We start from the raw sequence: 22022 nt of genomic DNA, 5'->3' as shown, positions 1-22022 counted from the left end.
ATCGAGCCTAGCCGGAGCCCACGACGGCCACGCGTCAGGGGCGCGGGACGTCGCGGCGGCGGAAGCCCGCGAGGCCCAGCGCGACGAGCACGACGGCGAGGAGCGTGAGCCACACGAAGGGCCACGGCTCGGCGTCGGCCCCGGGGAGCTGGGGCACGTGCCAGAAGGGCGAGAGCCCGCTCGCCCACGACGGCAGGTCGAGCAGGGCGCCGAACATCGTCACGACGAACGAGTAGGCGAGGAGCGCCCACGCGAGCGCCGCGAGGCCCGGGCGCGACCCGAACGCCGCCACCGCGACCCCCGCGACGACCGCGACCGCGGGCAGGTACGCGAACGACGCGGCGAGGTGGTCACCGAGGCCGAACGCGTCCTCCCCGACGCTCAGGGCGCCGAGCCACAGCCCGACGGCGCTCACGGCCAGCAGCACGCACGTCCCGACCAGCGTCACGACGAGCTGGCCCGCGAGCCACCGCACGCGCCCGACACCCGTCGCGAGCACCGGCTCGAGCCGCCCCGCGGTCTCCTCGCCCCGCGCACGCTGGGCCGAGGCGACGGCGAACCCGCCCGCGCCGAGCCCGAGGAAGAGCGCCATGACGGCGACGAAGCCGGCCACGAGGTCGGACGCGTCGCCGATCATCTGGGCGACCTCGGGGTTGGCCGCGACCATGTCGCCCACCGAGTCGACGAACGTCCCGCACGCGAGCGCCGTGACGCCGATCCCGATCGCCCACGCGAGCACGGACGCGCGCTGCTGACGCCACGCGAGGGCGAGCGGGCTCGCGAGCCAGCGGGCGGCGTCGGGCCGGCCCGCGCGGGGCGGCACGAGCCCGGCGCCGAGGTCGCGCCGGGCGGCGAGCGCCGCGCCCAGGGCGAGGAGCAGCACCACGAGCGCGACGGACAGGCCGAGGGGCCACCAGCGCAGGTCGACGAACGCCCGGATCTGCTGCGCCCACCCGATGGGGGAGAGCCACGAGACCCAGCTCCCGTGCTCCTCCTGCACGTCGCCGACGGCGCGGAGCAGGAACGCGACGCCGAGCACGGCGAGCGCGAGCCCGCTCGCGCCGCGCGCGTGCTCGGTGACCTGGCTCGTCACGACGGCGACGGCGGCGAACACGAGGCCCGTGACCCCGACGGCGGCGCCGAGCGCGAGGGAGTCCACGGCGTCGAGCCCGGTCGCGACGAGCACGACGCCGGTCGCGAGGGCGATGGCCGCGTTCGCGACGACCGCCGCGACGAACGCCGCGGTCGCGGGCGCGTGCCGCCCCACGACGCCCGCCCGGACGAGCTCGGCCCGGCCGGTCTCCTCCTCGGCGCGCGTGTGCCGCACGACGAGGAAGATGCTCATGATCGCGACGGCGACCATGACGGTGAGCGCCATCTCGTTGGCGATCATCGCGCCGAGCGTGTAGTCCTCGATGCCGTACTGCGGCCCGGACAGCATGATCCCGGCCGGGCTCGAGACGAGCGCCGCGCGCGCCTGGCGGTCGGCCGCCGTCGGGTAGAGCGTGTCGAGGGCGACCGCCGCGTACCCGAAGAGGAGCGCGACGGACGCCGTCCACACGGGGATGCGGACGCGGTCGCGGCGCAGGACGAAGCGCAGCAGGGTGAGCCAGCCCGTCGCCGCGCGGCCGGGACCCGGGGGCTCGGGAGCGACGGCGGCGCCTCGTCCGCGGGGCGGGGTCGCGGTGGGGGCGCTCACAGCGCACCGGCCCCGTCGAGCTGGGCGAGCTCGTCGCCGTAGTGGCGCAGGAACAGCTCCTCGAGCGACGGCGGGGTGACCGTGACGGACCGCAGCCCGAGGTCGGTGAGCGCGCGCAGCACGGGCTCCACGTGGTCGTTGTCGACGTCGAAACGCGCCCGCGTCCCGTCGGCGCCGGGCTCGACGAGGAGGTCGTGCACGCCGTCGAGCGCGTCGAGGGCGGCGGGGTCGCGGTCGGTCACCGCGGTGACCGACGACCGCGTGAGGTGCCGCAGCTCGGCGAGCGTGCCGGACTGGACCGTGCGGCCGGCGCGGATGATCGTCACGGTGTCGCACAGCTTCTCGACCTCCGCGAGGATGTGGCTCGAGAGCAGCACCGACCGGCCCTCCGCCGTGACCTCGCGCACGCACTGCGTGAACACCGACTCCATGAGGGGGTCGAGGCCGGACGTCGGCTCGTCGAGCACGAGCAGCTCGACGTCGGACGCGAACGCCGCGACGAGCGCGACCTTCTGCCGGTTCCCCTTGGAGTACGTGCGCGCCTTCTTCGACGGGTCGAGCTCGAAGCGTTCGAGCAGGAGCGCCTTGCGGCGCGGGTCGACGCGCCCGCGCAGCCGGGTGAGCAGGTCGATCGCCTCGCCGCCGGTGAGGTTCGGCCACAGGCTCACGTCGCCCGGCACGTACGCGAGGCGGCGGTGCAGGTCGACGGCGTCGCGCCACGGGTCCCCGCCGAGCAGCCGGGTGGTCCCCGAGTCGGCACGCAGCAGCCCGAGCAGCACCCGGATCGTGGTCGACTTGCCGGCGCCGTTGGGCCCGAGGAACCCGGCGACCTCGCCCGTGCGGACGGTCAGGTCGAGGCCGTCGAGCGCCTGCACGTGGCCGAACGCCTTGCGCAGGTCGTGCACCTCGACGGCGGGGGTCGTGCTCGTCATCGCGTCTCCTCCTGGTGGGTGGTGTGCCGGACGTACGCGTCGAGCAGCGTCGGCTCGACGAAGAGCCCCTCGGTGAAGACCTCGAGCGCGGGCAGCATCACGCGCTCGACGTACTCGCGGAGGTCGGTCTCGGGTTCGCGCGGCTCGGTCCGGTCGCGCAGCGCGCCGTCGACGAGGAGCGAGCCGAGGGAGAGCGAGACGAGGTACCGCGCGCGGGCGGGCTCGTCGCGGCTCGGGCGGATCACCCCGGCGGCGACGCCGTCCTCCATGTACTCGAGCGTGACCTGCGTGAGGTGCTCGACGAACGACCGTGCGAGGTCGCCGCCCGCCTGGAGGCTGCGCAGCGTGTACTCGAACACGGGCGCGTAGTCCTCGATCCCGGCGAGCTGCGTGAACAGCGCCATGGGCCCGGCCGCCGGGTCCTGCGGCGAGATCGCGTCGGTCTTCGCGGCGCGGACGGCGTCGAACACGTACGCGTCGCACGCCCGGCGCAGCCCGTCCTTGGATCCGAAGTGGTGCACGACGAGCGCCGCGCTCACGCCCGCGTCCGCCGCGACGGTGCGCAGCGGCGCGCCGAACCCGTCGCGCGCGAACCGCGAGATCGCGGCGTCCCGGATGCGGGCACGGGTCGTGAGGTCGTCGGTGCCCGACGGCGCGGGCGTGGCCCGACCGGCCCGCGGAGGCTGCTCTGAACGCATGTTCAATAGACTAAACACGCGTTCAACGCCTGTCCAGGGGTCCAGGGTGCTCCCAGGGTGGGTGGATGTGGCGAAGATCCGGGACTCCGGGGCTCTCCACCCCTGCCGTTCCGGGCCGGACACCCGTAGGCTGGGGGGAGCCGTCGGCGGCACCGCCGGCGCCACGTCCCGGCGCGTCGGACCGTCGGGACGTCGAGAGGCCCGTCGCACCTGTGCGACGGGCCTTTTCGGTGTGCGCCCGCACCGCGACGACGAAGGGCCCGCCGCGAGTGCGGCGGGCCCTTCGGTCTGCGGAGGATGGGGGATTCGAACCCCCGAGGGCTGTTAACCCAACACGCTTTCCAAGCGTGCGCCATAGGCCACTAGGCGAATCCTCCTGGCGACGGTCAGCGACGCACGAATGCGCACCGACAGCAGCGCAACGAGGATACCGGACGGCGGCGCCCCGGCCGAATCGCCTCCGGGGAGCCCGTGCCGGGGCGCGCGGTGCGGCGCGCGGTGGAGCGGGTTTCGAGCGCGGCGCCGACCTGGGCTAGGGTGGGTGCAGACCCCTCGTGCGGCATCATCTCGCCGAACTCCCCCAGGGCCGGAAGGCAGCAAGGGTAGGTGAGCTCTGGTGGGTGTGCGAGGGGTCCTTTGTGTCCCCGGACCGCCCGCTCCGCCGTCGGGCCGAGTCGCCTCCACCCTGCGGCATTCGCCCCTTTTAACCCGGTCGAGACGCTTCCGTTCCCGGCATGCGATCACTTTCCGGTCCACATCGTGGACTTTCGCGGTCGGAGATTGGCGTGCGGGCCGTCGTCGTGCCCATGATGTCGGCATGACCCGTCAGCACGTCGTGACCACGATCCCGCGCGCAGCAGCCTGCGCCGGCTCGTCGTGCTGTCGCCGCGTGCGCACCGGGCGAATGTGCGGCTGCTGACGCCGTCGTGACCCGCAGGGAGACCTGCGCCGCACCCGCCGCGTCGTCCTCGACGACGACCGGCCCCCGCTCGCCGCGTGGCTGATGGCCCGCCGGAAGCACCCCGAACCCCACCGCCTCGCAGGGACCCCCTGCACCCCCGGCCGTGCCGGTCGCCACCCGTGACCGCGCCGCCGTCATCGGAAGGAACCCCCATGTCGTTCTCCACCACCCGCAAGCGCCTGACCTGGACCGCGATCGCCGCGACGGCCGCCCTGACCCTCACCGCGTGCGGTGGCGGCGACTCCTCGGGCGGCGCCTCCGGCGAGAGCGGCGACGAGGGCCCGATCCGCGTCGGCGTCGTCGGCGCGTCCGACGACAAGTGGGCCGTCTTCCAGGAGCAGGCCGAGGCCGAGGGCATCGACGTCGAGCTCGTCGACCTCCAGGACTACACGCAGGCGAACCCCGCGCTGTCCCAGGGCGAGCTCGACGTGAACCAGTTCCAGCACCTGCAGTTCCTCGCGGGCTACAACGTGGACGCGAACGACGACCTGCAGCCCATCGGCGCGACCGCCGTCTACCCGCTCGGCCTGTACTCGACGAAGCACACGTCGCTCGAGCAGATCCCCGACGGCGGCCAGGTCGCCGTGCCCAACGACCCGACGAACCTCGCCCGCGCGCTCCTCGTGCTGCAGGAGGCCGGCCTCGTCGAGCTCGAGGACGGCGGGAGCTCCATCTCCACCGAGGCCGACGTGCTGCCCAGCTCGAAGGTGACCGTCACGCCCGTCGACGCCGCGCAGACGCCGATCCAGCTCCAGTCGGTCGACGCGTCGATCATCAACAACGACTTCGTCGAGGACGCGGGCCTCTCGCCCGACGAGGCCCTCTTCCAGGACGACCCCGACTCCGACGCCGCCAAGCCCTACATCAACGTGTGGGTCGCGCGCGCCGAGGACAAGGACGACGAGACGCTGCTCAAGCTCGCCGAGCTCTCGCACTCGCCGGAGGTCGTCGAGGCCGAGAAGAAGGCGTCGGGCGGCACGGCCGTCATCAAGGAGAACTCCCCGGCGGAGCTCCAGGAGATCCTCGCGGGCATCGAGGACGACATCCGCGGCTGACCCGGCACGTCCCGGGCGACGGGAGGGCGGGCGCGCACGACGCGCCCGCCCTCGCGCGCCGTCGTGCCGGGGAGAGACGATGGCAGGCGGACGGCTCGCCCGACGGCGGGCGCCCGACCGCGCCAGGCGGACGGCCCTGCGGCCCGGCCTCCGACGAGAGGATTCCGACGTGACCGACGTCCCCCGCGACCCGGGTGGTGACGAGCAGCCCGCGATCGAGCTGCGCCACGTGAGCAAGACCTTCGGCGAGGGCGACGGTGCCGTGCACGCGGTCGACGACGTCTCGCTGTCCATCCGCCGCGGCGAGATCTTCGGCGTCATCGGCTACTCCGGCGCCGGGAAGTCGACGCTCGTGCGGCTCGTCAACGCGCTGGAGACGGTGACGAGCGGCGAGGTCGTCGTCGACGGGCAGGTCATCACGGGCCTGTCCGAGCGCCGCGTGCGCGAGGTGCGCTCGCGCATCGGGATGGTGTTCCAGCAGTTCAACCTGCTGTCGTCCCGCACCGTCGCGGGGAACGTGGCGTACCCGCTCAAGGTGGCGGGCTGGTCGCGCGAGAAGCGCGCGGCGCGCGTCGCCGAGCTCCTCGCGTTCGTCGGGCTCGCCGACAAGGCGAAGGCGTACCCGCGTCAGCTCTCGGGCGGGCAGAAGCAGCGCGTCGGGATCGCCCGCGCGCTCGCGGCGCAGCCCACGATCCTCCTCGCCGACGAGGCGACCTCCGCGCTCGACCCCGAGACGACGCGCGAGGTCCTCGCGCTCCTGCGGCGCGTCAACGCCGAGCTCGGCATCACCATCGTCGTCATCACGCACGAGATGGAGGTCGTGCGCTCGACGTGCCACCGCGTCGCCGTGATGGAGCACGGGCGGGTCGTCGAGACGGGCGACGTGTACGACGTCTTCTCCGCGCCCCGCGCCGACGCCGCGCAGCGGTTCGTCGGCACCGCCCTGCACGACCGGCCGTCGCGCGAGACGCTCGCCCGCCTGCGCGAGCGCCACCCGGGCCGCCTCGTGACGGTCGGCGTGCGCGAGGGCGCGAGCACCGGGACGGACCTGTTCCGCCTGCTGCGCGAGCACGACGTCGACGGGTCCGTCGTCTACGGCGGCATCTCCGAGGTGGGGGAGCGGCCGTTCGGGTCGCTCACCGTCGAGCTCGACGCGCCCGAGGACCGCATCGCGCCGTTCCTCCTCGCGCTCGCCGAGCGCGCCGACGTCGTCGACCTCGGGACGGCGGAGCACCCGCTCGACGACCCGCGCGTCGCGCGCCTCGCCGCGGCTCCGGCCGACGAGGACGCCCCCGACCTGACCGACGACGACCCGGGCGACCCGTACGGTCTCGCCCGCGACACCCTCTTCCGCCACGGCAACCTCGGAGGCCGCTGATGAACCGCGACTGGTCCCAGCTGTGGCCGATCCTCGTCGAGTCGTTCGGCCAGACGCTCCAGATGGTGTCCGTCGCCCTGCTCACGGGCGGCGTCGCGGGCCTCGCGCTCGGCATCGCGCTCTACGTGACGCGGCGCGGCAACCTGCTCGCCAACCGGTGGGTGTTCGGCGTGCTCAACGTGCTCGTCAACATCGTGCGGCCGATCCCGTTCATCATCTTCGTCACCCTGCTCGGGCCGGTGACGCTCCAGGTGGTCGGGACGACGCTCGGCACCGAGGCGTTCATCTTCCCGCTGTCCGTCATGACGGCGTTCGGCACGAGCCGCATCGTCGAGCAGAACCTCGTGGGCATCGACCCGGGCGTCATCGAGGCGGCGCGCGCCATGGGCGCGTCGTCGTGGCGCATCATCACGACGGTGCTCGTGCCCGAGGCGCTCGCGCCGCTCATCCTCGGCTACACGTTCCTCTTCATCGCGGTGCTCGACATGTCGGCGATCGCCGGGATCATCGGCGGCGGCGGGCTGGGGAACTTCGCGATCGTCTACGGCTACCAGCGCTACAACTGGGGGGTCGTGGTCGTGACGGTGCTCGTCATCATCGCGATCGTGCAGGTCGCGCAGCTGCTGGGCAACTGGCTCGCGCGCAAGGCGCTGCACCGCTGACGCGGCCGGGCCGGGACCGGCGGGACCGACGGCGGAGCGACCTCGTGCGTGTGGGTCGCGACGTCTAGAGTGACCGGGGTGAGCACCGCCCTGTACCGCCGCTACCGGCCCGAGACCTTCGCCGAGGTGATCGGTCAGGACCACGTGACCGCACCGCTCATGCAGGCGTTGCGCAGCGGTCGGGTGAACCACGCCTACCTGTTCTCCGGGCCCCGGGGGTGCGGCAAGACGACGAGCGCGCGCATCCTCGCGCGCACGCTCAACTGCGAGCGCAACACCCCCGAGAGCCCGCTCGACACGCCGTGCGGGCAGTGCCCGTCGTGCGTCGAGCTCGCGCGCGGCGGCCCGGGCAGCCTCGACGTGGTCGAGATCGACGCGGCGTCGCACAACGGCGTGGACGACGCGCGCGAGCTGCGCGAGCGCGCCGCGTTCGCCCCCGCGCGCGACCGGTACAAGATCTTCATCCTCGACGAGGCGCACATGGTGACGCCGCAGGGCTTCAACGCCCTGCTCAAGCTCGTCGAGGAGCCGCCGGAGCACGTGAAGTTCGTGTTCGCGACGACGGAGCCGGACAAAGTCATCGGCACCATCCGCTCGCGCACGCACCACTACCCCTTCCGCCTCGTCCCGCCGGACGTGCTCGGCCCCTACCTCGAGGAGCTGTGCGCGGCCGAGGGCGTGTCGATCGGCAGCGGCGTGGTCCCGCTCGTCACGCGCGCGGGCGGCGGCTCGGTCCGCGACTCGCTGTCCGTCATGGACCAGCTCATCGCGGGTGCCGAGGACGGCGCCGTCGAGTACGAGCGCGCGGTCGCGCTCCTCGGCTTCACGCACGCGACCCTGCTCGACGACGTCGTGGACGCGCTCGCCGCGCGCGACGGCGCGAGCATCTTCCGGGTGGTGGACCACGTCATCGCGACGGGGCACGAGCCGCGGCGCTTCGTCGAGGACGTGCTCGAGCGCCTGCGCGACCTCATCGTCATCGCGGTCTCGGGCGACGAGGCGCAGGCCGTCCTGCGCGACCAGCCCGCCGACCAGCTCGAGCGCATGCGCACGCAGGCGCAGCACCTCGGGGTGGCCGAGCTGTCCCGGGCCGCCGACCTCGTTAACGCCGCGCTCACCGAGATGACGGGCGCGACGTCGCCCCGCCTGCACCTCGAGCTCCTCATGGCCCGCCTGCTCCTGCCCGGGGCGGACGACGGCGCGGCCGGGTTCGCGGCGCGCCTCGACCGGCTCGAGCGCGGGGGCCTGGGCAACGTCGTGGTCCCCCCGGCCGCGGGGACGCCCGCCCCGGGCGACGGCGCCACGGCCACCGCGACGGCCCCGGCTGCTGCTCCGGCCGGCGCGCCCTCCTCGGGCCTCACCGGCGCCGCTGCCGTCCGCGCGGCGCTCCGGCCCGCGCGACCGGCTCAGCCCGCCGCGGCACCCGCGAGCGCGCCGGCCGTGCAGGAGCCGACGCCGGTCGGGCACGTCGCGGCTCCCGCCGCGCCGGAGCAGGAGCGCCCGTCCGGCGACGCCTCCGCGTCTCCTGCCGCCGCATCACCCTCTGCCGCATCACCTGCTGCCGCGTCGCGCGCGGCCGACGGCGCCGGGTCGGCCGTCGGGTCGTCCGCTCCCACGGACTCGTCCGCGCCGGGCGAGGAGACCGCGCCCGCCGAGGCGTCCGACCCCGAGCGGACCGGTCCCGTGTCCGGTGAGGCGAGCGCGCCGCCCCGTACCGCGTCCGACGCGTCGGGCACCGAGTCCGGCACGACGTCCGTCGCAGAGTCCGAGGCCCCGGACGACCGCGCCCGCGAGACCGCTGCCTCTGCTGCCTCGGCGGACGCTCCCTCCCACGCCCCCGAGGCACCGCACCACGAGGCCTCGCGCCACGAGACGTCCCGCGAGGAGGCGCCGCGCGAGGAGACCCCGCGGCCGTCGACGCCGCGCGAGGCGGCTCCCCGGCAGGAGGCGGCTGCGTCGTCTGCTCCGGCGGCGGGTGGCGCGAGCCCTGCCCTGACGACGGAGGAGCTGCGGCGACGCTGGCCGGAGGTCCTCGAGAACCTGCGCGCGAGCCCCGTGACGTGGTCGCTGGTGAGCGCCAACGCGCAGGTCGCGGAGCTCGGTGCCGACGTGCTCTACCTCGCCTTCCCGTCGCCCGGGCTGGCCCGCACGTTCTCGTCGTCCCGGCACACGAGCGCGGTCCAGGACGTCGTCTACCAGACGCTCGGGCTCCAGGTCCGCGTCGAGCCGCGCCTCGACGAGGGTGGCCAGGCGGGCGGCGGCTCGGCACCGTCGTCCGGCCCTGCACCGGTCTCGCCCGTGCCGTCCGCCGGCCCCGCGCCGTCGGGCCCTGCGTCGCCCGTCGCCACGTCGTCCGGCCCGGCGGCGAGCGCCCCGACGGCAGCGGCTCCCGCCGCGTCCGGCCCCGCGGGGTCCGCCTCGGCGAGCGCCGGGGCTGCCGCACTCCACGGCTCGGGCGGCGCGCAGCCAGGAGTGCCGGTCGCGACCGTCGCGGCGCCGAGCGCGCCCGGCGCCGCCCGCTCCGCGAGCGCCTCCCGCCCGGCGGACGAGGCCGCGGAGGCGCACGAGACCCCGCGCGCCGCCGTCGCGCTCCAGGAGCGACCGAGCACCGAGATCGCACCTGCCGCGCCGCCGGCCCGCTCGACCGTGGTGGACGCCGCCGACGAGGCGTGGCTCGCCGGGGCGTCTGTCCCGGCGTCCGCACCGGCGCCAGAGCCGCGCGTGGACAGCGCGGACGAGGCGTGGCTCGCGGGGCTGCCCGCGGAGCCGCCCGCCGACCTCGACGACGGCCCCGAGCCGGAGCCCGTGCTCGAACCGGCCCCGCCGACCACCCCGACCCCCACGCAGGCCCCCGCCCGCACCGCGCCGTCCGCCGCCACCGCGCCGAAGGCGCCCGGACGGCCGGGCGCGGCGTCGCCCGCGGCCTCGCCGCAGGGGGCGCCCGCCCGCGCGGCGGCCCCCGCCGCACCGGCGTCCGCAGGCACGTCGGCCGCACCGCTGCGCGGCGTCTCCGCCGCGCGCGCGGCGATCGCGGCGGCCCGCGTCCCGCGGCCCGCCGAGGAACCCGCCCGGCGGGGCGAACCGTCCACGGCCGACCCCATGGACGACCTCCCGTCCGCCGACGACCCCGACATCGTCTCGACAGGCCTCGTCGGGACCGCGCTCGTGGTGAGCCTGCTCGACGGCAAGATCATCGAGGAGATCCAGGACCAGGGCTGACGCCCCCCGAGACAGGGCCTGGTGGCCGGGGAGGTCTGCGACCCGGCGACGATCGGCGGCCCCGGCCGCGACGGCGGCGGGCCGGGTCCGCCGTGTGGGCCGCGCCCCGTAGGCTGGGGGTGTGTACGAAGGCGCTGTCCAGGACCTGATCGACGAGCTCGGCCGACTCCCCGGCGTCGGGCCCAAGAGCGCGCAGCGCATCGCGTTCCACCTGCTCGCCGCCGACGCGGTGGACGTGCGCCGGCTCGCCGACGCGCTCACCGAGGTCAAGGCGCGCGTCCGCTTCTGCGAGACGTGCGGCAACGTCGCGGAGTCGGAGCAGTGCCGCATCTGCGCGGACCCGCGCCGCTCGCCCGAGGTGATCTGCGTCGTCGAGGAGCCCAAGGATGTCGTCGCGATCGAGCGCACGCGCGAGTTCCGCGGCCGGTACCACGTGCTCGGCGGCGCCATCAACCCGATCGAGAACGTCGGGCCGGGCGACCTGCGGATCGCGGAGCTCATGAGCCGGCTCGCGGACGGTCAGGTGACCGAGGTGATCCTCGCGACCGACCCGAACGTCGAGGGCGAGGCCACCGCGACCTACCTCGCGCGCATGCTCGGCCCCATGGGCCTGCGCGTGACCCGCCTCGCGTCGGGCCTCCCGGTCGGTGGAGACTTGGAGTACGCGGACGAGGTGACGCTCGGCCGGGCGTTCGAGGGCCGCCGCCTCGTCGGCGGCTGACGGGAGGTGACGAGCATGGGGGAGATCCACAACGACCCCGACCTGCGGGACATCGCCGAGGGCATGGCGGAGCAGGCCCGCGCCTACCTCACCACGACGACGCAGGTCGCGTCCGGCGCGGCCCCCGGCGCGGTGCTGCCGCTCCTGCTCCTCGCGCTGTCCGACGCGCTCGCCGCGGGCGCCCGCCTGGGGGCCGTGGGCGACGTCGTACCGGTGGAGCGCTTCGAGCCCGACGCCGGCCGCGACACGGACGTGGACCCGCTGCGGACGGCGCTCGCGCGGCTCTTCGACGGGTTCGACGACTACGCCGAGATCACCGACCCGCTCGTCGGTGCCGAGGTCGGCGCGGCGTCGCTCTCGGGCGACCTGGCGTGCGTGGCCGAGTGCCTCGCGAAGGGCCTGCAGCACTACGACGGCGGCCGTGAGCTCGAGGGCCTGTGGTGGTGGCAGTTCTCCTACGTCTCACTGTGGGGGGAGCGCGCCGCGAGCGCGCTGCGCGTCCTGCAGCTCGCGCTCGCGCACCTGCGTCTCGACGTCGAGGACGACGTCGCGACCGAGGCGGAGTACGACGCCCTTCAGTCTTGAGCCGTCGGTCCCGGCGCCGCGGGCGTCCCGCGGTCAGACGGCGCCGGCCGCCCGGCCGTAGTGGTCCGCGAGCCCGGCGAGGTACGGCTCCCACGGCACGGTGGCGGCGTCGCGCCCCTCGCGCACGGCGACGAGCCGGTCGAGGTAGTACTCCCACCCGGGCCCCACGTTCCGCGCGTCGTCGCCGGGGCCGAGGAGCTGGCGGAAGGTCAGCGTCGTGACGCCGTCCTGCTCGGTGAGCTCGAAGGACAGGTGCCACGTCTGGTCGCCCGAGGACGTCACCCCGGCGAAGCGGTGCGGCGGCTCGCACCGGGTGATGCGGTACTCCTCGGGATCGGGGTCGTCGCTCTCGGCCGTCATGAAGAACTCGACGCGGCCGGTCGCGGGGTCGCCCTCCCAGTAGCCGATCCACCGCGCGAGCCGGCCGGGCTCCGTGAGGCTCGCCCACACGTCGTCGGCCGGCGCGCGGAACGTCCGCGTGACGACGAGCTCGTCGCCCGCGGGGCCGCGCTCCACCGTCCCGCCGGGTGTCGGCAGACCGGGTGCCGGCGGGACGGGCGCTGCCGATGGGGTCGTCGGGTCGCTCATGCGCTCTCCTCGTGCCGGGTCGTGCCGCGCTCGGCACGACGTTCTCGGGTCGTGCGGCGGACCTCGAGGTCGAGGCCGTCGAGCGCCCGCGCCGGGACGGGCGGGGCGGGTCTGGTGAGCGCCGCGACGAACGCGGCGAGGGGGTCGAGCGCGGCGGGCCGCAGCGAGTAGACGCGACGGCGTCCCGCGACGACGGCCTCCACGAGCCCCGCCTCGCGCAGCACGCGCAGGTGGCGGCTCACGGCCGGGCGGGAGACGTCGTCGCGCACGCGCGCGAGGTCGCCCGCGCTGAGCGACCCCGCCCGCAGCGCGCGGAGCAGGTCGCGGCGCACGTCGTCGGCGACGGCCTCGAATACGTCCATCCGTCAAGCGTAACCGCACGGTTACGCATAGGGAAGGGTCGTGGCGTCCTCCGTGCCGCGAACCGGACGTGGACCCGGCCCGGGCGCGCCCCGTGGGCGTGGTACCACTGGGGGGTGCTTCCCGCCCTCTCCCTCCCGGTCTCCGGCGGGCTCGAGATCGACGGCGTGACCGTCCTCCTGCTCGTCCTCGCCGCGCTCACGGCGGGGTGGATCGACGCCGTCGTGGGCGGGGGCGGGCTCGTCCAGCTCCCGGCGCTCCTCCTGGTCCCGGGCATCAGCCCCGTCCAGGCGCTCGCGACGAACAAGCTCGCGAGCATCATGGGGACGTCGGTGAGCGCCGCGACGTACTACCGGCGCGTCGGGCCGGACCTGCGCACCGCGGGGCCCATGGCGCTCGCGGCGCTCGTGGGCGCCGTCGGGGGAGCGGCGCTCGCGTCGCGCATCCCGGCTGACCTGTTCAAGCCGATCATCCTCGTGGTGCTCGTCGGCGTCGCGGCCTACACGATCGCGAAGCCGAAGCTCGGGCACACGACGAACCTGCGCTGGGAGGGCAACGGCCACCGCTGGGCAGCGGCCGGGATCGGCCTCGTCATCGGCACCTACGACGGCCTGCTCGGCCCGGGCACGGGGACGTTCTTCGTCATCGCGCTCGTGAGCATCCTCGGGTACGCGTTCCTGCCGGCGTCGGCGCTCGCGAAGATCGCGAACTTCGCCACGAACGCCGGCGCGCTGATCTTCTTCGTGCCGTACGGCGCGGTGCTGTGGGGGCTGGGCCTCGTCATGGGCGCGGCCAACCTGCTCGGGGCGTACGTGGGCGCCCGGATGGCGGTCGCCAAGGGCAGCGCGTTCGTGCGCGTGGTGTTCGTGGTCGTCGTCGGCGCGCTCATCGTCAAGCTCGGGTACGACGTCGTCCACGACCTCACGGCCTGAGATCCCGGCGTCTCGAGGCGGGTGCCACCGGTGGTGTCACCGTGTTGTCATCCCGGGGTTGCGGTGACACCACTCGTGGTGCCATGATGGCGTCATGGACCTCACCCCGTACGTCGACGACCTCCAGGACCGCCTCGCCGCTGCTGCGGACGCCGCCGGTGACGACGGCCGTCGGCTCGCCGAGCGCCTGACCGCTCCGCTGGACGCGGCCGTGCGCCTCGTCCTCCTCGACGCGCTCTCCGCTGCGGTGGGGGAGATCTCCGCGGAGCTCGCCCCCGGGTCGGTGGACGTGCGGCTGCGCGGCGGTGCCCCCGAGTTCGTGGTCGCCGTCCCCGCCGTCGCGCCCGCCGCCCCGACCGAGGCGCTCGTCCCGGCAAGCACGCCGGCCGCGCCGGCCGGCCCTGCGCCGGCCGACGTCGAGGCGGGGGCCACGACCCGCACGACCCTGCGCCTGCCCGACCACCTCAAGACGCAGGCCGAGACCGCCGCCGCGCGCGACGGCGTCTCCGTCAACACGTGGCTCGTGCGCGCGGTCGCCGCGGCGCTCGAGCAGTCCACCGGACGCCCTGCCGCGCAGGCCCGCCCGCAGCAGCGCGGCTCCGCCCGCGTCACCGGCTGGGTGCGCTGACCACCTCGGTCCCCGTCCCCGCCTCCTCCGACCGCACCTGACACCACCACGACACCACTCCTGGAGCTTCGTCATGCCCACTTTCCCCGCCCCTCAGCCCCTGCCCGTCGTCGTCGACGTGCCGTTCGCCCAGCTGCACGTGGTCGCCGGCGACCGCGACGACGTCGTCGTCACGGTCCTGCCGACCGATCCCGCGAAGTCCGGCAGCGTCCGCGCCGCCGAGGCGGTCCGCGTCGACGGCGACGGCAGCGCCCTGACGATCTCCTACCCCGGGTCGTGGAAGCAGTACGTGCTGCCGTTCGCGTCCGGCACCGCCGACATCACCGTCGAGCTGCCCGCGGGCTCCGACGTGCGCGGCAAGGCGGGCTCGCTCTACGCCGAGGGCAGCCTCGGTACCGTCGAGATGGCGCTCTCCGCCGGGGACGCCCGCGTCGAGGACGTCGACCGGCTCGACGTCAAGGCCTCGGCGGGCTCCGTGGCGGCGCGCCGCGTGCGGGGCTCGCTGGACGCCCGCGTCAGCGCCGGGTCGGTCCGCGTCGAGGAGGTCCGTGGCGAGGGCACCATCAAGGCGACCAACGGCACGACGACGGTCGGCGCCGTCACCGGCTCGCTCGCCGTGCACGGCGCGCACGGCGACATCGCGGTGGCGCGCGTGAGCGGCACGCTCACGGCCAAGTCCGCGCACGCCGGCATCCGGGTCGAGCGTCTGGACTCCGGGAGCGTCACCCTCGCGACGTCGTACGGCTCGATCGAGGTGGGCGTGCCCGAGGGCACCGCCGCGTTCCTCGACGCGAGCTCCGAGCACGGCAGCGTGCGCAACCACCTCACGCCCACGGAGGGCCCCGTCGAGGACGAGGCCACCGCGGAGATCCACGCCAGCACCGGGTTCGGCGACGTCGTCGTCCGCCGGCCCTGAACCCACCAGAACCCAGGATCGGAGATCCGCAGATGTCTGCTGACCAGACCCTCGCCCCGGCCGTCCGGGTACGAGGCATCGAGAAGTCGTACGGCGACCTGCGCGTGCTGCGCGGTGTCGACCTCGAGGTGGCGCGCGGGAGCATCGTCGCGCTGCTCGGGTCCAACGGTGCGGGCAAGACGACGCTCGTGCGGATCCTGTCCACCCTGCTCGCGCCGGACGCGGGGACCGCGACCGTCGACGGGCACGACGTCGTCGCCCAGCCCGGGCAGGTGCGCGAGTCCATCTCGCTGACGGGGCAGTTCGCCGCGGTCGACGAGGTGCTCACCGGGCGGGAGAACCTCGTCCTCGTCGGCCGCCTGCGGCACCTGGCCGACCCGGGCCGCGTCGCGGACGACCTCCTCGCCCGGTTCGCCCTGACCGACGCCGGGGCCCGCCGCGCCGGGACCTACTCGGGCGGGATGCGGCGCCGGCTGGACATCGCCATGAGCCTCGTCGGCGACCCGTCCGTCATCTTCCTCGACGAGCCGACGACGGGCCTCGACCCGCAGGCCCGCAACGAGGTCTGGGCCACGGTGCGCGAGCTGGCCCGGGGCGGCACCACGGTGCTGCTCACCACCCAGTACCTCGACGAGGCCGAGCAGCTCGCCGACCGGATCGCGATCCTGCACCGCGGGACGATCATCCAGAACGGCACCCTGGCCGAGCTCAAGGCCCTGCTGCCCCCGGCGACCGTCGAGTACGTCGAGAAGCAGCCCTCCCTCGAGGACGTGTTCCTCGCGCTCGTCGGCGACGCCGGCGACAGCGCCCCAACCGCGGACCGGACGAGCGTCGACGGCGCCCGCCCGGCAGGAGAGGAAGCCCGATGACCACCCACGCCCTGGCCGACACCCGAGCCCTCACGGGCCGCTCGCTGCGCCACGTGCTGCGCAGCCCCGACACGATCATCACGACCGCCGTGACCCCGATTGCGCTCATGCTCCTGTTCGTCTACGTGCTCGGGGGCGCGATCGACACCGGGAGCGGCGGGTCGTACGTCGACTACCTGCTGCCCGGCATCCTGCTCATCACCGTCGCGTCGGGCGTCGCGTACACGTCCTACCGGCTGTTCCTGGACCTGCAGGGCGGCATCGTCGAGCGCTTCCGGTCGATGCCCGTCACCCGCTCCAGCGTCCTGTGGGCGCACGTGCTCACCTCGCTCGTGGCCAACCTCGTCTCCGTGACGCTCGTCGTCGGGGTCGCGCTCCTCCTGGGGTTCCGCACGAGCGCGTCGGTGGGATCGTGGCTGGCCGTGCTCGGCATCCTCGTCCTGTTCGTCCTCGCGCTGACCTGGCTCGCGGTCGTCGCCGGGCTCTCGGCCAAGACGGTCGACGGCGCGTCAGCCTTCAGCTACCCGCTGATCTTCCTGCCGTTCGTCAGCTCGGCGTTCGTCCCGACGGACAGCATGCCGGGGCCGGTCGCGTGGTTCGCCGAGAACCAGCCCGTCACCGCGATCGTCGACACCCTACGGTCGCTCTTCGCCGGCCAGCCCGTCGGGAGCGACATCTGGGTAGCGCTCGCGTGGCTCGTGGGCATCCTCGTCCTTGCCTATGCGTGGGCGACGGCGATCTACCGGCGCCGCGTCGGCTGACGACCGACCGGGACCGACGCCCGAGGGGCCGCGAGCGGGAGACCGTGCGCGGCCTCTCGGACGTTCCCGCACCGTGCGGCCCGGAGCCGGTGGGCGGACCTTCGGTCCCGCTCCGTCGCGACCACCGGCCCTGTCCGGGAGCCCGCTCGGGCCGCGAGGATCGAGGGCGTGCAGACCCTCGCCCAGGCGGTGACCACCCAGTCGGAGGCGGCCCGGGAGAAGGTGCTCCTCGCCAGACGCCCCGGGCGCTACCTCGTCGCGGCGATGCTCGCGGGCGCGTACATCGGCGTCGGCGTCGTGCTCATGGTCGCGACGGCGGGCCCGTTCCTCGCCGGCGGGGCGCCGGGCGAGCGGCTCGTCGCCGGCGGCGTGTTCGCCGCGGCCCTCACCCTCGTCGTCTTCGCCGGGGCCGAGCTCGCCACGTCCGCGATGATGGTCCTCACCCAGGGCGTCGCCACGCGCGCCGTCCGGGTGCGCGACGCCGTCGCCACGCTGGGCCTGTGCCTCGTCGGCAACCTGGCCGGGTCGATGCTCTTCGCCTGGGCCGTCACGCAGGCGGGGGTGCTGCGCTCGAACGCGGCCGCGGGCGAGATGGTCGCCTCGATGCTGCGGGCCAAGGCGCACGAGACCGGGGGAGAGCTGTTCTTCCGCGGCGTGCTGTGCAACGTCCTCGTGTGCGCCGCGATCTGGGCCTGCGGGCGCCTGCGCTCGGAGGCGGGCAAGGCGGTCATCCTGTTCTGGGGGATCCTCGCGTTCATCGCGTCCGGGTTCGAGCACGTCGTCGCCAACATGACGACGTTCTCCCTCGGGCTCTTCGGCGACCTCGGCCCGACGACGTGGGCCGACTTCGGCCGCAACCTCACCTGGGTGGGCCTCGGCAACCTCGTCGGCGGGGCCGTCGTCGTCGGGCTGGCGTACGTCGTCGTGGCCGGTCCGCGGGCGCGCGTGCTGCCGGAGGTGTGACCCCGGCGTCGGTCGTCACGGTCCGCAGGGCGGGACGGGCTTGGCCGGGGCGTGGGACGCGTGCCTATCATCGACCGACCCACAAGCACCCGGCGGGCCGTTGAGAGAGACGGAGGCCGGCGACAGATGGAGCAGCACGTGGCACTTGTCGTGCAGAAGTACGGCGGTTCGTCCGTCTCGGACGCCGAGAGCATCAAGCGGGTGGCCAAGCGCATCGCCGAGGCGAAGCGGGCCGGGAACGACGTCGTCGTCGTGGTCTCGGCGATGGGCGACACGACCGACGAGCTCATCGACCTCGCCCAGCAGGTCAGCCCCCTCCCTCCGCAGCGCGAGATGGACATCCTCCTCACCGCGGGCGAGCGCATCTCGATGTCGCTGCTCGCGATGGCGATCACGAGCCTCGGCGTGAAGGCGAAGTCGTTCACCGGGCAGCAGGCCGGTCTCATCACCGACGCGGTGCACGGCAAGGCGCGCATCGTCGACGTCGTCCCGACGCGCGTGCGCGAGACCCTCGACCGCGGCCAGGTCGCGATCGTCGCGGGGTTCCAGGGCGTGACGCAGTCGACGAACGACGTGACGACGCTCGGGCGCGGCGGGTCGGACACGACCGCCGTCGCGCTCGCGGCAGGTCTCGACGCCGACGTGTGCGAGATCTACACCGACGTGGACGGCGTGTTCACGGCCGACCCGCGCATCGTGCCGTCCGCGCGCAAGATCGACCGCATCACGTACGAGGAGATGCTCGAGATGGCGGCGAGCGGCGCGAAGGTCCTCGCGCTGCGCTGCGTCGAGTACGGCCGCCGGTACGGCGTCCCCATCCACGTGCGCTCGTCCTTCAGCGGCAAGGACGGCACCTTCGTCAGCGCGGACGCGTACACCGCGCGCCCCGGCGCGAGCGCCGCCTCCCCGGCCGGCACCGCCGGCAGCACCGCAGACCTTCCCGAGGAGACCGTCATGGAAGACCCGATCATCTCCGGCGTCGCGCACGACCGCAGCGAGGCCAAGATCACCGTCGTCGGCGTGCCCGACGTCCCGGGCACGGCCGCGCGGATCTTCGAGGTCGTCGCGGGCTCGGGCGTGAACATCGACATGATCGTGCAGAACGTGTCGGCGGCCCGCACGGGCCTCACCGACATCTCGTTCTCCCTGCCCGAGGGCGACGGCCCGGCCGCGATGTCCGCCCTCTCGGCGCTGCAGGCCGAGATCGGGTTCGACTCGCTCCAGTTCGACGACCAGATCGGCAAGCTCTCGCTCGTCGGCGCGGGCATGAAGTCGCACCCCGGCGTCTCCGCGAAGCTGTTCGGCGCGCTGCGCGACGCGGGCATCAACATCGAGATGATCTCCACCTCGGAGATCCGCATCTCCGTCGTCACGCGCGAGGACTCGCTCGACGACGCGGTGCGCGCCGTGCACACCGCCTTCGAGCTCGACGCCGCCGACGGCGAGGCCGTCGTCTACGCCGGCACCGGCCGCTGACCCGACGCAGGAGAGGACCCACCATGAGCACCCAGAGCACCCCCGGTCTACACCTCGCCGTCGTCGGCGCGACCGGCCAGGTCGGCGCGGTCATGCGCCGCCTCCTCGAGGAGCGCGACCTGCCCGTCGCGAGCGTCCGCTACTTCGCGTCGGCGCGCTCCGCCGGGTCGACGCTCCCGTGGCGCGGGACCGACGTCGTCGTGGAGGACGTCGCCGCGACCTCGACCGAGGACCTGCGCGGGATCGACGTCGCGCTCTTCTCCGCGGGCGGCGCGACGTCGAAGGCGCAGGCCGAGCGGTTCGCCGCCGCGGGCGCCGTCGTCATCGACAACTCCTCCGCGTGGCGCATGGACCCCGACGTCCCGCTCGTCGTCTCGGAGGTGAACCCGGGCGCGCTGCGCGAGGCGCGCAAGGGCATCATCGCCAACCCCAACTGCACGACGATGGCCGCGATGCCCGTCCTCAAGCCGCTCGCGGACGAGGCCGGGCTGGAGCGCCTGGTCGTCGCGACGTACCAGGCCGTCTCCGGGGCCGGGCTCGCCGGCGCGGAGGAGCTGCGCGCCCAGGCCGTCGCGGGCGCGGCGGCCGAGGGCACGGGTGCCGGGCTCGTCGGGCTCGTGCACGACGGCGGCGCGGTCGCCTTCCCTGAGCCCACCGTCTTCCCGCGCAACGTCGCGTTCAACGTCGTCCCGCTCGCCGGGTCGATCGTCGACGACGGGCAGGAGGAGACGGACGAGGAGAAGAAGCTCCGCAACGAGTCCCGCAAGATCCTCGGGCTGCCCGAGCTCGCCGTCGCCGGGACCTGCGTGCGCGTCCCCGTGTTCACCGGGCACTCGCTCGCGATCCACGCCGAGTTCGGCGCCGCGATCACGCCCGACCGGGCGCGCGAGATCCTCGCCGCCGCCCCCGGCGTCGCGCTCGCGGACGTGCCGAACCCGCTCGAGGCGGCGGGCAAGGACCCGTCGTTCGTCGGTCGCGTCCGCACCGACCAGTCCGTCCCCGGCGGACGCGGCCTCGTGCTGTTCGTCTCGAACGACAACCTCCGCAAGGGCGCCGCGCTCAACGCGGTGCAGCTCGCCGAGCTCGTCGCGCAGGACCTCGACGGCGTCCGCGCCGCGTTCGCCCCCGCCCTCGCGAGGTAGAGCCCCGGTCCCGCGAGGTAGAGCCCTGGTCCGCCGAGGTAGAGCCCTGGTCGTGACCAGGGCTCTACCTCGCGAGCCGGGGGTGTCAGCGGGGTGCGCTCAGCCCTCGACGAGCCGGGCCATGTCGTCCCCGTCCGCGAGGCCCACGATGTTGCCGGCCGGGTCGGTGAACCAGGCGCCGTCGCCGCCCTCCATGAAGCCGCGCGCGATCCCCTTCTCGTCCTGGTCGAACCCGTCGTAGCGCTCGAACGTCACGCCCTTCGCGGTGAGCTCGTCGACGACCTGGTCCACGTCGTCGACGGTGAGGTGCATGACCGTGAAGGCGGCCGGCCGATGGTCCTCCTTCGGGTAGACGAACACGTCCGAGCCGCCGCCGAGGTGGAGCACCAGACCGTTCCCGCCGTCGAGTGCCGTGACGGGGAGCCCGAGGGTGTCCCCGTAGAACGCGCGCGCCGCGTCGAGGTCGTCCGCCGAGAAGCTGGAGAACCCGCGCCTGATGGTGACCATCGTTGCCTCACTCCTTCGGGACCGCCGGCGGCCGGAGGGCGGGGCCCGCCGCGGACGCCGGATCCTCCCAGCGTCCCACCGCCCGCCCGCCGTGGGTACCGCCCGGGCCGGGTGAAGGGAGCGGGTCAGGGCGAGCGTGCGGGCGCGGGGCGGGTCCCGAGCGTCGGTGCGAGCAACCACAGCGCCGTGGCGGCGAGCACGTGCCAGACGGCGTGCCCCGGGAGCGCGAGGCCGAGCGCGCCGTCCGCGTCGCACAGCGGCCAGCCCGGGCGGGTCAGGGTTCCCACCGTGCCGCCGACGGCGAGCAGCACGAGCGCGGCGACCGTGCGGCGTCGGACGGCGGGCCGTCGCCACGCGCGCGCGGCGCTCGCAGCCACGGCGACGCACGCCGCGACCACCTGGGCGGCGGTGGACGCCGGCACCGAGACCGCCGCGAGCACGACCCCGAGCAGGGTCGGCGCGAGCCACCACCACGTCCGCAGGCGACGCCCGGTGAGGTCCGCGAGGGCGTCGGCTGCGACGAGCGCGAGGGCCCCGAGCAGCGGCGGGTCGTGCGCGACGGGGTTCCACGACGGCGACGGGCCGTGCTGCACGACGGAGCCCACCCCGATGAGGACGACCAGCACCCCGAAGGCCACGCGGAGGCGCGACGCCGCACCCACGGCGTCGGCCACGTCCGGGGCCGGGCGCGTCCCGGGTCCAAGACGCCGCGCCGCCACCACGACGGCAGCGCCGGCCAGGACGAACGCGAGGCTCGTCCACGTGCTCAGCGGCTCGGCCCAGGGCGTCCCGCCCGCGAGCTCGCACGCTCCGCCCACCCCGCCTCCTCCGCCTCGCGGCCCGCCGGACGGGCCCGACCGGCACCGGCCCTGCCACTGACGTCCCCCATCGTTCCGCCCGGCGTCGGTCGCCGTGCGTCCGGACGAGGGGTTGCGCCCGGTGGTCCATCTGTGGTTCATTACTCAAGTAA

The 22022-nt window shown here is 74.7% G+C and carries 21 protein-coding genes, 1 tRNA gene and 1 other RNA gene; 15 read left to right on the top strand and 8 right to left on the bottom strand.

The genetic code is table 11. The features are described from left to right. Positions 1 to 34: 34 nt before the first annotated feature. From HKK73_RS16110 to HKK73_RS16095, 4 genes are all read right to left on the bottom strand, one after another. Positions 35 to 1699, bottom strand: a complete 1665-nt coding sequence (locus HKK73_RS16110) for an ABC transporter permease (RefSeq protein ID WP_212715483.1) — start codon at positions 1697 to 1699, stop codon at positions 35 to 37. Beyond that, positions 1696 to 2631: an ABC transporter ATP-binding protein gene (locus tag HKK73_RS16105; RefSeq protein ID WP_085387293.1), complete on the bottom strand. Its 936-nt coding sequence runs from the start codon at positions 2629 to 2631 to the stop codon at positions 1696 to 1698. Before HKK73_RS16105 ends, HKK73_RS16110 begins: the two co-directional genes overlap by 4 nt. Further along, positions 2628 to 3329, bottom strand: coding sequence for a TetR/AcrR family transcriptional regulator (locus tag HKK73_RS16100; RefSeq protein ID WP_171468386.1), 702 nt, complete (start codon positions 3327 to 3329; stop codon positions 2628 to 2630). The genes HKK73_RS16105 and HKK73_RS16100 overlap by 4 nt, the downstream gene beginning before the upstream one ends. Before the next feature lie 291 nt (positions 3330 to 3620). Then, positions 3621 to 3706 (bottom strand) — tRNA-Ser (locus HKK73_RS16095). Positions 3707 to 3872: 166 nt separating this feature from the next. On the opposite strand from HKK73_RS16095, the gene ffs reads away from it, so the two are divergent. From ffs to HKK73_RS16060, 7 genes are all read left to right on the top strand, one after another. Further along, positions 3873 to 3969, top strand: an RNA gene (gene ffs, locus HKK73_RS16090) — signal recognition particle sRNA small type. 473 nt (positions 3970 to 4442) lie between these two features. Further along, a complete protein-coding gene (locus tag HKK73_RS16085) occupies positions 4443 to 5345 on the top strand; it encodes a MetQ/NlpA family ABC transporter substrate-binding protein (RefSeq protein WP_144721973.1) in 903 nt (300 codons plus the stop codon). A 169-nt stretch (positions 5346 to 5514) separates the two neighbouring features. Then, positions 5515 to 6723, top strand: a complete 1209-nt coding sequence (locus tag HKK73_RS16080; protein ID WP_170982127.1) for a methionine ABC transporter ATP-binding protein — start codon at positions 5515 to 5517, stop codon at positions 6721 to 6723. Next, positions 6723 to 7385, top strand: a complete 663-nt coding sequence (locus tag HKK73_RS16075; RefSeq protein WP_021483094.1) for a methionine ABC transporter permease — start codon at positions 6723 to 6725, stop codon at positions 7383 to 7385. Before HKK73_RS16080 ends, HKK73_RS16075 begins: the two co-directional genes overlap by 1 nt. 78 nt (positions 7386 to 7463) lie before the next feature. Then, on the top strand, positions 7464 to 10604 hold the full coding sequence (locus HKK73_RS16070) for a DNA polymerase III subunit gamma and tau (RefSeq protein ID WP_137280751.1): 3141 nt from the start codon (positions 7464 to 7466) through the stop codon (positions 10602 to 10604). A gap of 121 nt (positions 10605 to 10725) precedes the next feature. Continuing rightward, positions 10726 to 11325, top strand: a complete 600-nt coding sequence (recR, locus tag HKK73_RS16065) for a recombination mediator RecR (protein WP_021483478.1) — start codon at positions 10726 to 10728, stop codon at positions 11323 to 11325. A 15-nt stretch (positions 11326 to 11340) separates the two neighbouring features. Further along, positions 11341 to 11910 carry a DUF5063 domain-containing protein gene (locus HKK73_RS16060; protein WP_085388646.1) on the top strand — a complete coding sequence of 190 codons (570 nt, stop codon included), beginning with the start codon at positions 11341 to 11343 and terminating at the stop codon, positions 11908 to 11910. A 33-nt stretch (positions 11911 to 11943) separates the two neighbouring features. Here HKK73_RS16060 and HKK73_RS16055 read toward each other — a convergent pair whose 3' ends face one another. Both HKK73_RS16055 and HKK73_RS16050 read right to left on the bottom strand, forming a co-directional pair. Next, positions 11944 to 12498, bottom strand: a complete 555-nt coding sequence (locus HKK73_RS16055; RefSeq protein WP_085387295.1) for an SRPBCC family protein — start codon at positions 12496 to 12498, stop codon at positions 11944 to 11946. Continuing rightward, positions 12495 to 12860 (bottom strand): helix-turn-helix transcriptional regulator, encoded by a 366-nt coding sequence (locus HKK73_RS16050; RefSeq protein ID WP_043659923.1) that lies wholly within the window; start codon positions 12858 to 12860, stop codon positions 12495 to 12497. The genes HKK73_RS16055 and HKK73_RS16050 overlap by 4 nt, the downstream gene beginning before the upstream one ends. 114 nt (positions 12861 to 12974) lie before the next feature. Between HKK73_RS16050 and HKK73_RS16045 the strand changes: the two genes are divergently transcribed. The 8 genes from HKK73_RS16045 to HKK73_RS16010 all read left to right on the top strand — a co-directional run bounded on the left by HKK73_RS16045 (position 12975) and on the right by HKK73_RS16010 (position 20545). Next, a complete protein-coding gene (locus HKK73_RS16045) occupies positions 12975 to 13790 on the top strand; it encodes a TSUP family transporter (protein ID WP_171468384.1) in 816 nt (271 codons plus the stop codon). Positions 13791 to 13884: 94 nt separating this feature from the next. Next, complete coding sequence (locus tag HKK73_RS16040; protein WP_144721965.1) at positions 13885 to 14418, top strand: histidine kinase; 534 nt, start codon at positions 13885 to 13887, stop codon at positions 14416 to 14418. 73 nt (positions 14419 to 14491) lie between these two features. Continuing rightward, positions 14492 to 15334, top strand: a complete 843-nt coding sequence (locus HKK73_RS16035) for a DUF4097 family beta strand repeat-containing protein (RefSeq protein ID WP_086149772.1) — start codon at positions 14492 to 14494, stop codon at positions 15332 to 15334. 32 nt (positions 15335 to 15366) lie between these two features. Next, the gene (locus HKK73_RS16030) at positions 15367 to 16203 is read left to right on the top strand and encodes an ABC transporter ATP-binding protein (protein ID WP_171468383.1); all 837 of its coding nucleotides are present in this window, start codon (positions 15367 to 15369) and stop codon (positions 16201 to 16203) included. Further along, positions 16200 to 16964, top strand: a complete 765-nt coding sequence (locus HKK73_RS16025) for an ABC transporter permease (RefSeq protein WP_171468382.1) — start codon at positions 16200 to 16202, stop codon at positions 16962 to 16964. The genes HKK73_RS16030 and HKK73_RS16025 overlap by 4 nt, the downstream gene beginning before the upstream one ends. Before the next feature lie 168 nt (positions 16965 to 17132). Next, entirely contained in the window at positions 17133 to 17927 is a 795-nt protein-coding gene (locus tag HKK73_RS16020) for a formate/nitrite transporter family protein (RefSeq protein WP_171468381.1), read from the top strand. Between the two features lie 138 nt (positions 17928 to 18065). Further along, the gene (locus HKK73_RS16015; RefSeq protein ID WP_043654409.1) at positions 18066 to 19403 is read left to right on the top strand and encodes an aspartate kinase; all 1338 of its coding nucleotides are present in this window, start codon (positions 18066 to 18068) and stop codon (positions 19401 to 19403) included. A gap of 23 nt (positions 19404 to 19426) precedes the next feature. Further along, on the top strand, positions 19427 to 20545 hold the full coding sequence (locus HKK73_RS16010; protein WP_171468380.1) for an aspartate-semialdehyde dehydrogenase: 1119 nt from the start codon (positions 19427 to 19429) through the stop codon (positions 20543 to 20545). Positions 20546 to 20644: 99 nt separating this feature from the next. Here the strand turns inward: HKK73_RS16010 and HKK73_RS16005 are convergent, their stop codons facing one another. Continuing rightward, positions 20645 to 21052: a VOC family protein gene (locus HKK73_RS16005; protein WP_144721957.1), complete on the bottom strand. Its 408-nt coding sequence runs from the start codon at positions 21050 to 21052 to the stop codon at positions 20645 to 20647. Positions 21053 to 21177: 125 nt separating this feature from the next. Beyond that, positions 21178 to 21870 (bottom strand): hypothetical protein, encoded by a 693-nt coding sequence (locus HKK73_RS16000; RefSeq protein ID WP_171468379.1) that lies wholly within the window; start codon positions 21868 to 21870, stop codon positions 21178 to 21180. Between the last annotated feature and the right edge of the window lie 152 nt (positions 21871 to 22022).

This window comes from Cellulosimicrobium sp. 72-3, from assembly GCF_013127315.1.
Lineage (GTDB): Bacteria > Actinomycetota > Actinomycetes > Actinomycetales > Cellulomonadaceae > Cellulosimicrobium > Cellulosimicrobium funkei.
This window is presented reverse-complemented; position numbering and strand designations above follow the sequence as displayed.

Bases quoted from the DNA above. Each gene is read 5' to 3' on its own strand.
- HKK73_RS16105 (WP_085387293.1), bottom strand. From the start codon at position 2,631: ATGACGAGCACGACCCCCGCCGTCGAGGTGCACGACCTGCGCAAGGCG.
- HKK73_RS16100 (WP_171468386.1), bottom strand. From the start codon at position 3,329: ATGCGTTCAGAGCAGCCTCCGCGGGCCGGTCGGGCCACGCCCGCGCCG.
- HKK73_RS16085 (WP_144721973.1), top strand. From the start codon at position 4,443: ATGTCGTTCTCCACCACCCGCAAGCGCCTGACCTGGACCGCGATCGCC.
- HKK73_RS16075 (WP_021483094.1), top strand. From the start codon at position 6,723: ATGAACCGCGACTGGTCCCAGCTGTGGCCGATCCTCGTCGAGTCGTTC.
- HKK73_RS16060 (WP_085388646.1), top strand. From the start codon at position 11,341: ATGGGGGAGATCCACAACGACCCCGACCTGCGGGACATCGCCGAGGGC.
- HKK73_RS16055 (WP_085387295.1), bottom strand. From the start codon at position 12,498: ATGAGCGACCCGACGACCCCATCGGCAGCGCCCGTCCCGCCGGCACCC.
- HKK73_RS16050 (WP_043659923.1), bottom strand. From the start codon at position 12,860: ATGGACGTATTCGAGGCCGTCGCCGACGACGTGCGCCGCGACCTGCTC.
- HKK73_RS16040 (WP_144721965.1), top strand. From the start codon at position 13,885: ATGGACCTCACCCCGTACGTCGACGACCTCCAGGACCGCCTCGCCGCT.
- HKK73_RS16035 (WP_086149772.1), top strand. From the start codon at position 14,492: ATGCCCACTTTCCCCGCCCCTCAGCCCCTGCCCGTCGTCGTCGACGTG.
- HKK73_RS16030 (WP_171468383.1), top strand. From the start codon at position 15,367: ATGTCTGCTGACCAGACCCTCGCCCCGGCCGTCCGGGTACGAGGCATC.
- HKK73_RS16025 (WP_171468382.1), top strand. From the start codon at position 16,200: ATGACCACCCACGCCCTGGCCGACACCCGAGCCCTCACGGGCCGCTCG.
- HKK73_RS16010 (WP_171468380.1), top strand. From the start codon at position 19,427: ATGAGCACCCAGAGCACCCCCGGTCTACACCTCGCCGTCGTCGGCGCG.
- HKK73_RS16005 (WP_144721957.1), bottom strand. From the start codon at position 21,052: ATGGTCACCATCAGGCGCGGGTTCTCCAGCTTCTCGGCGGACGACCTC.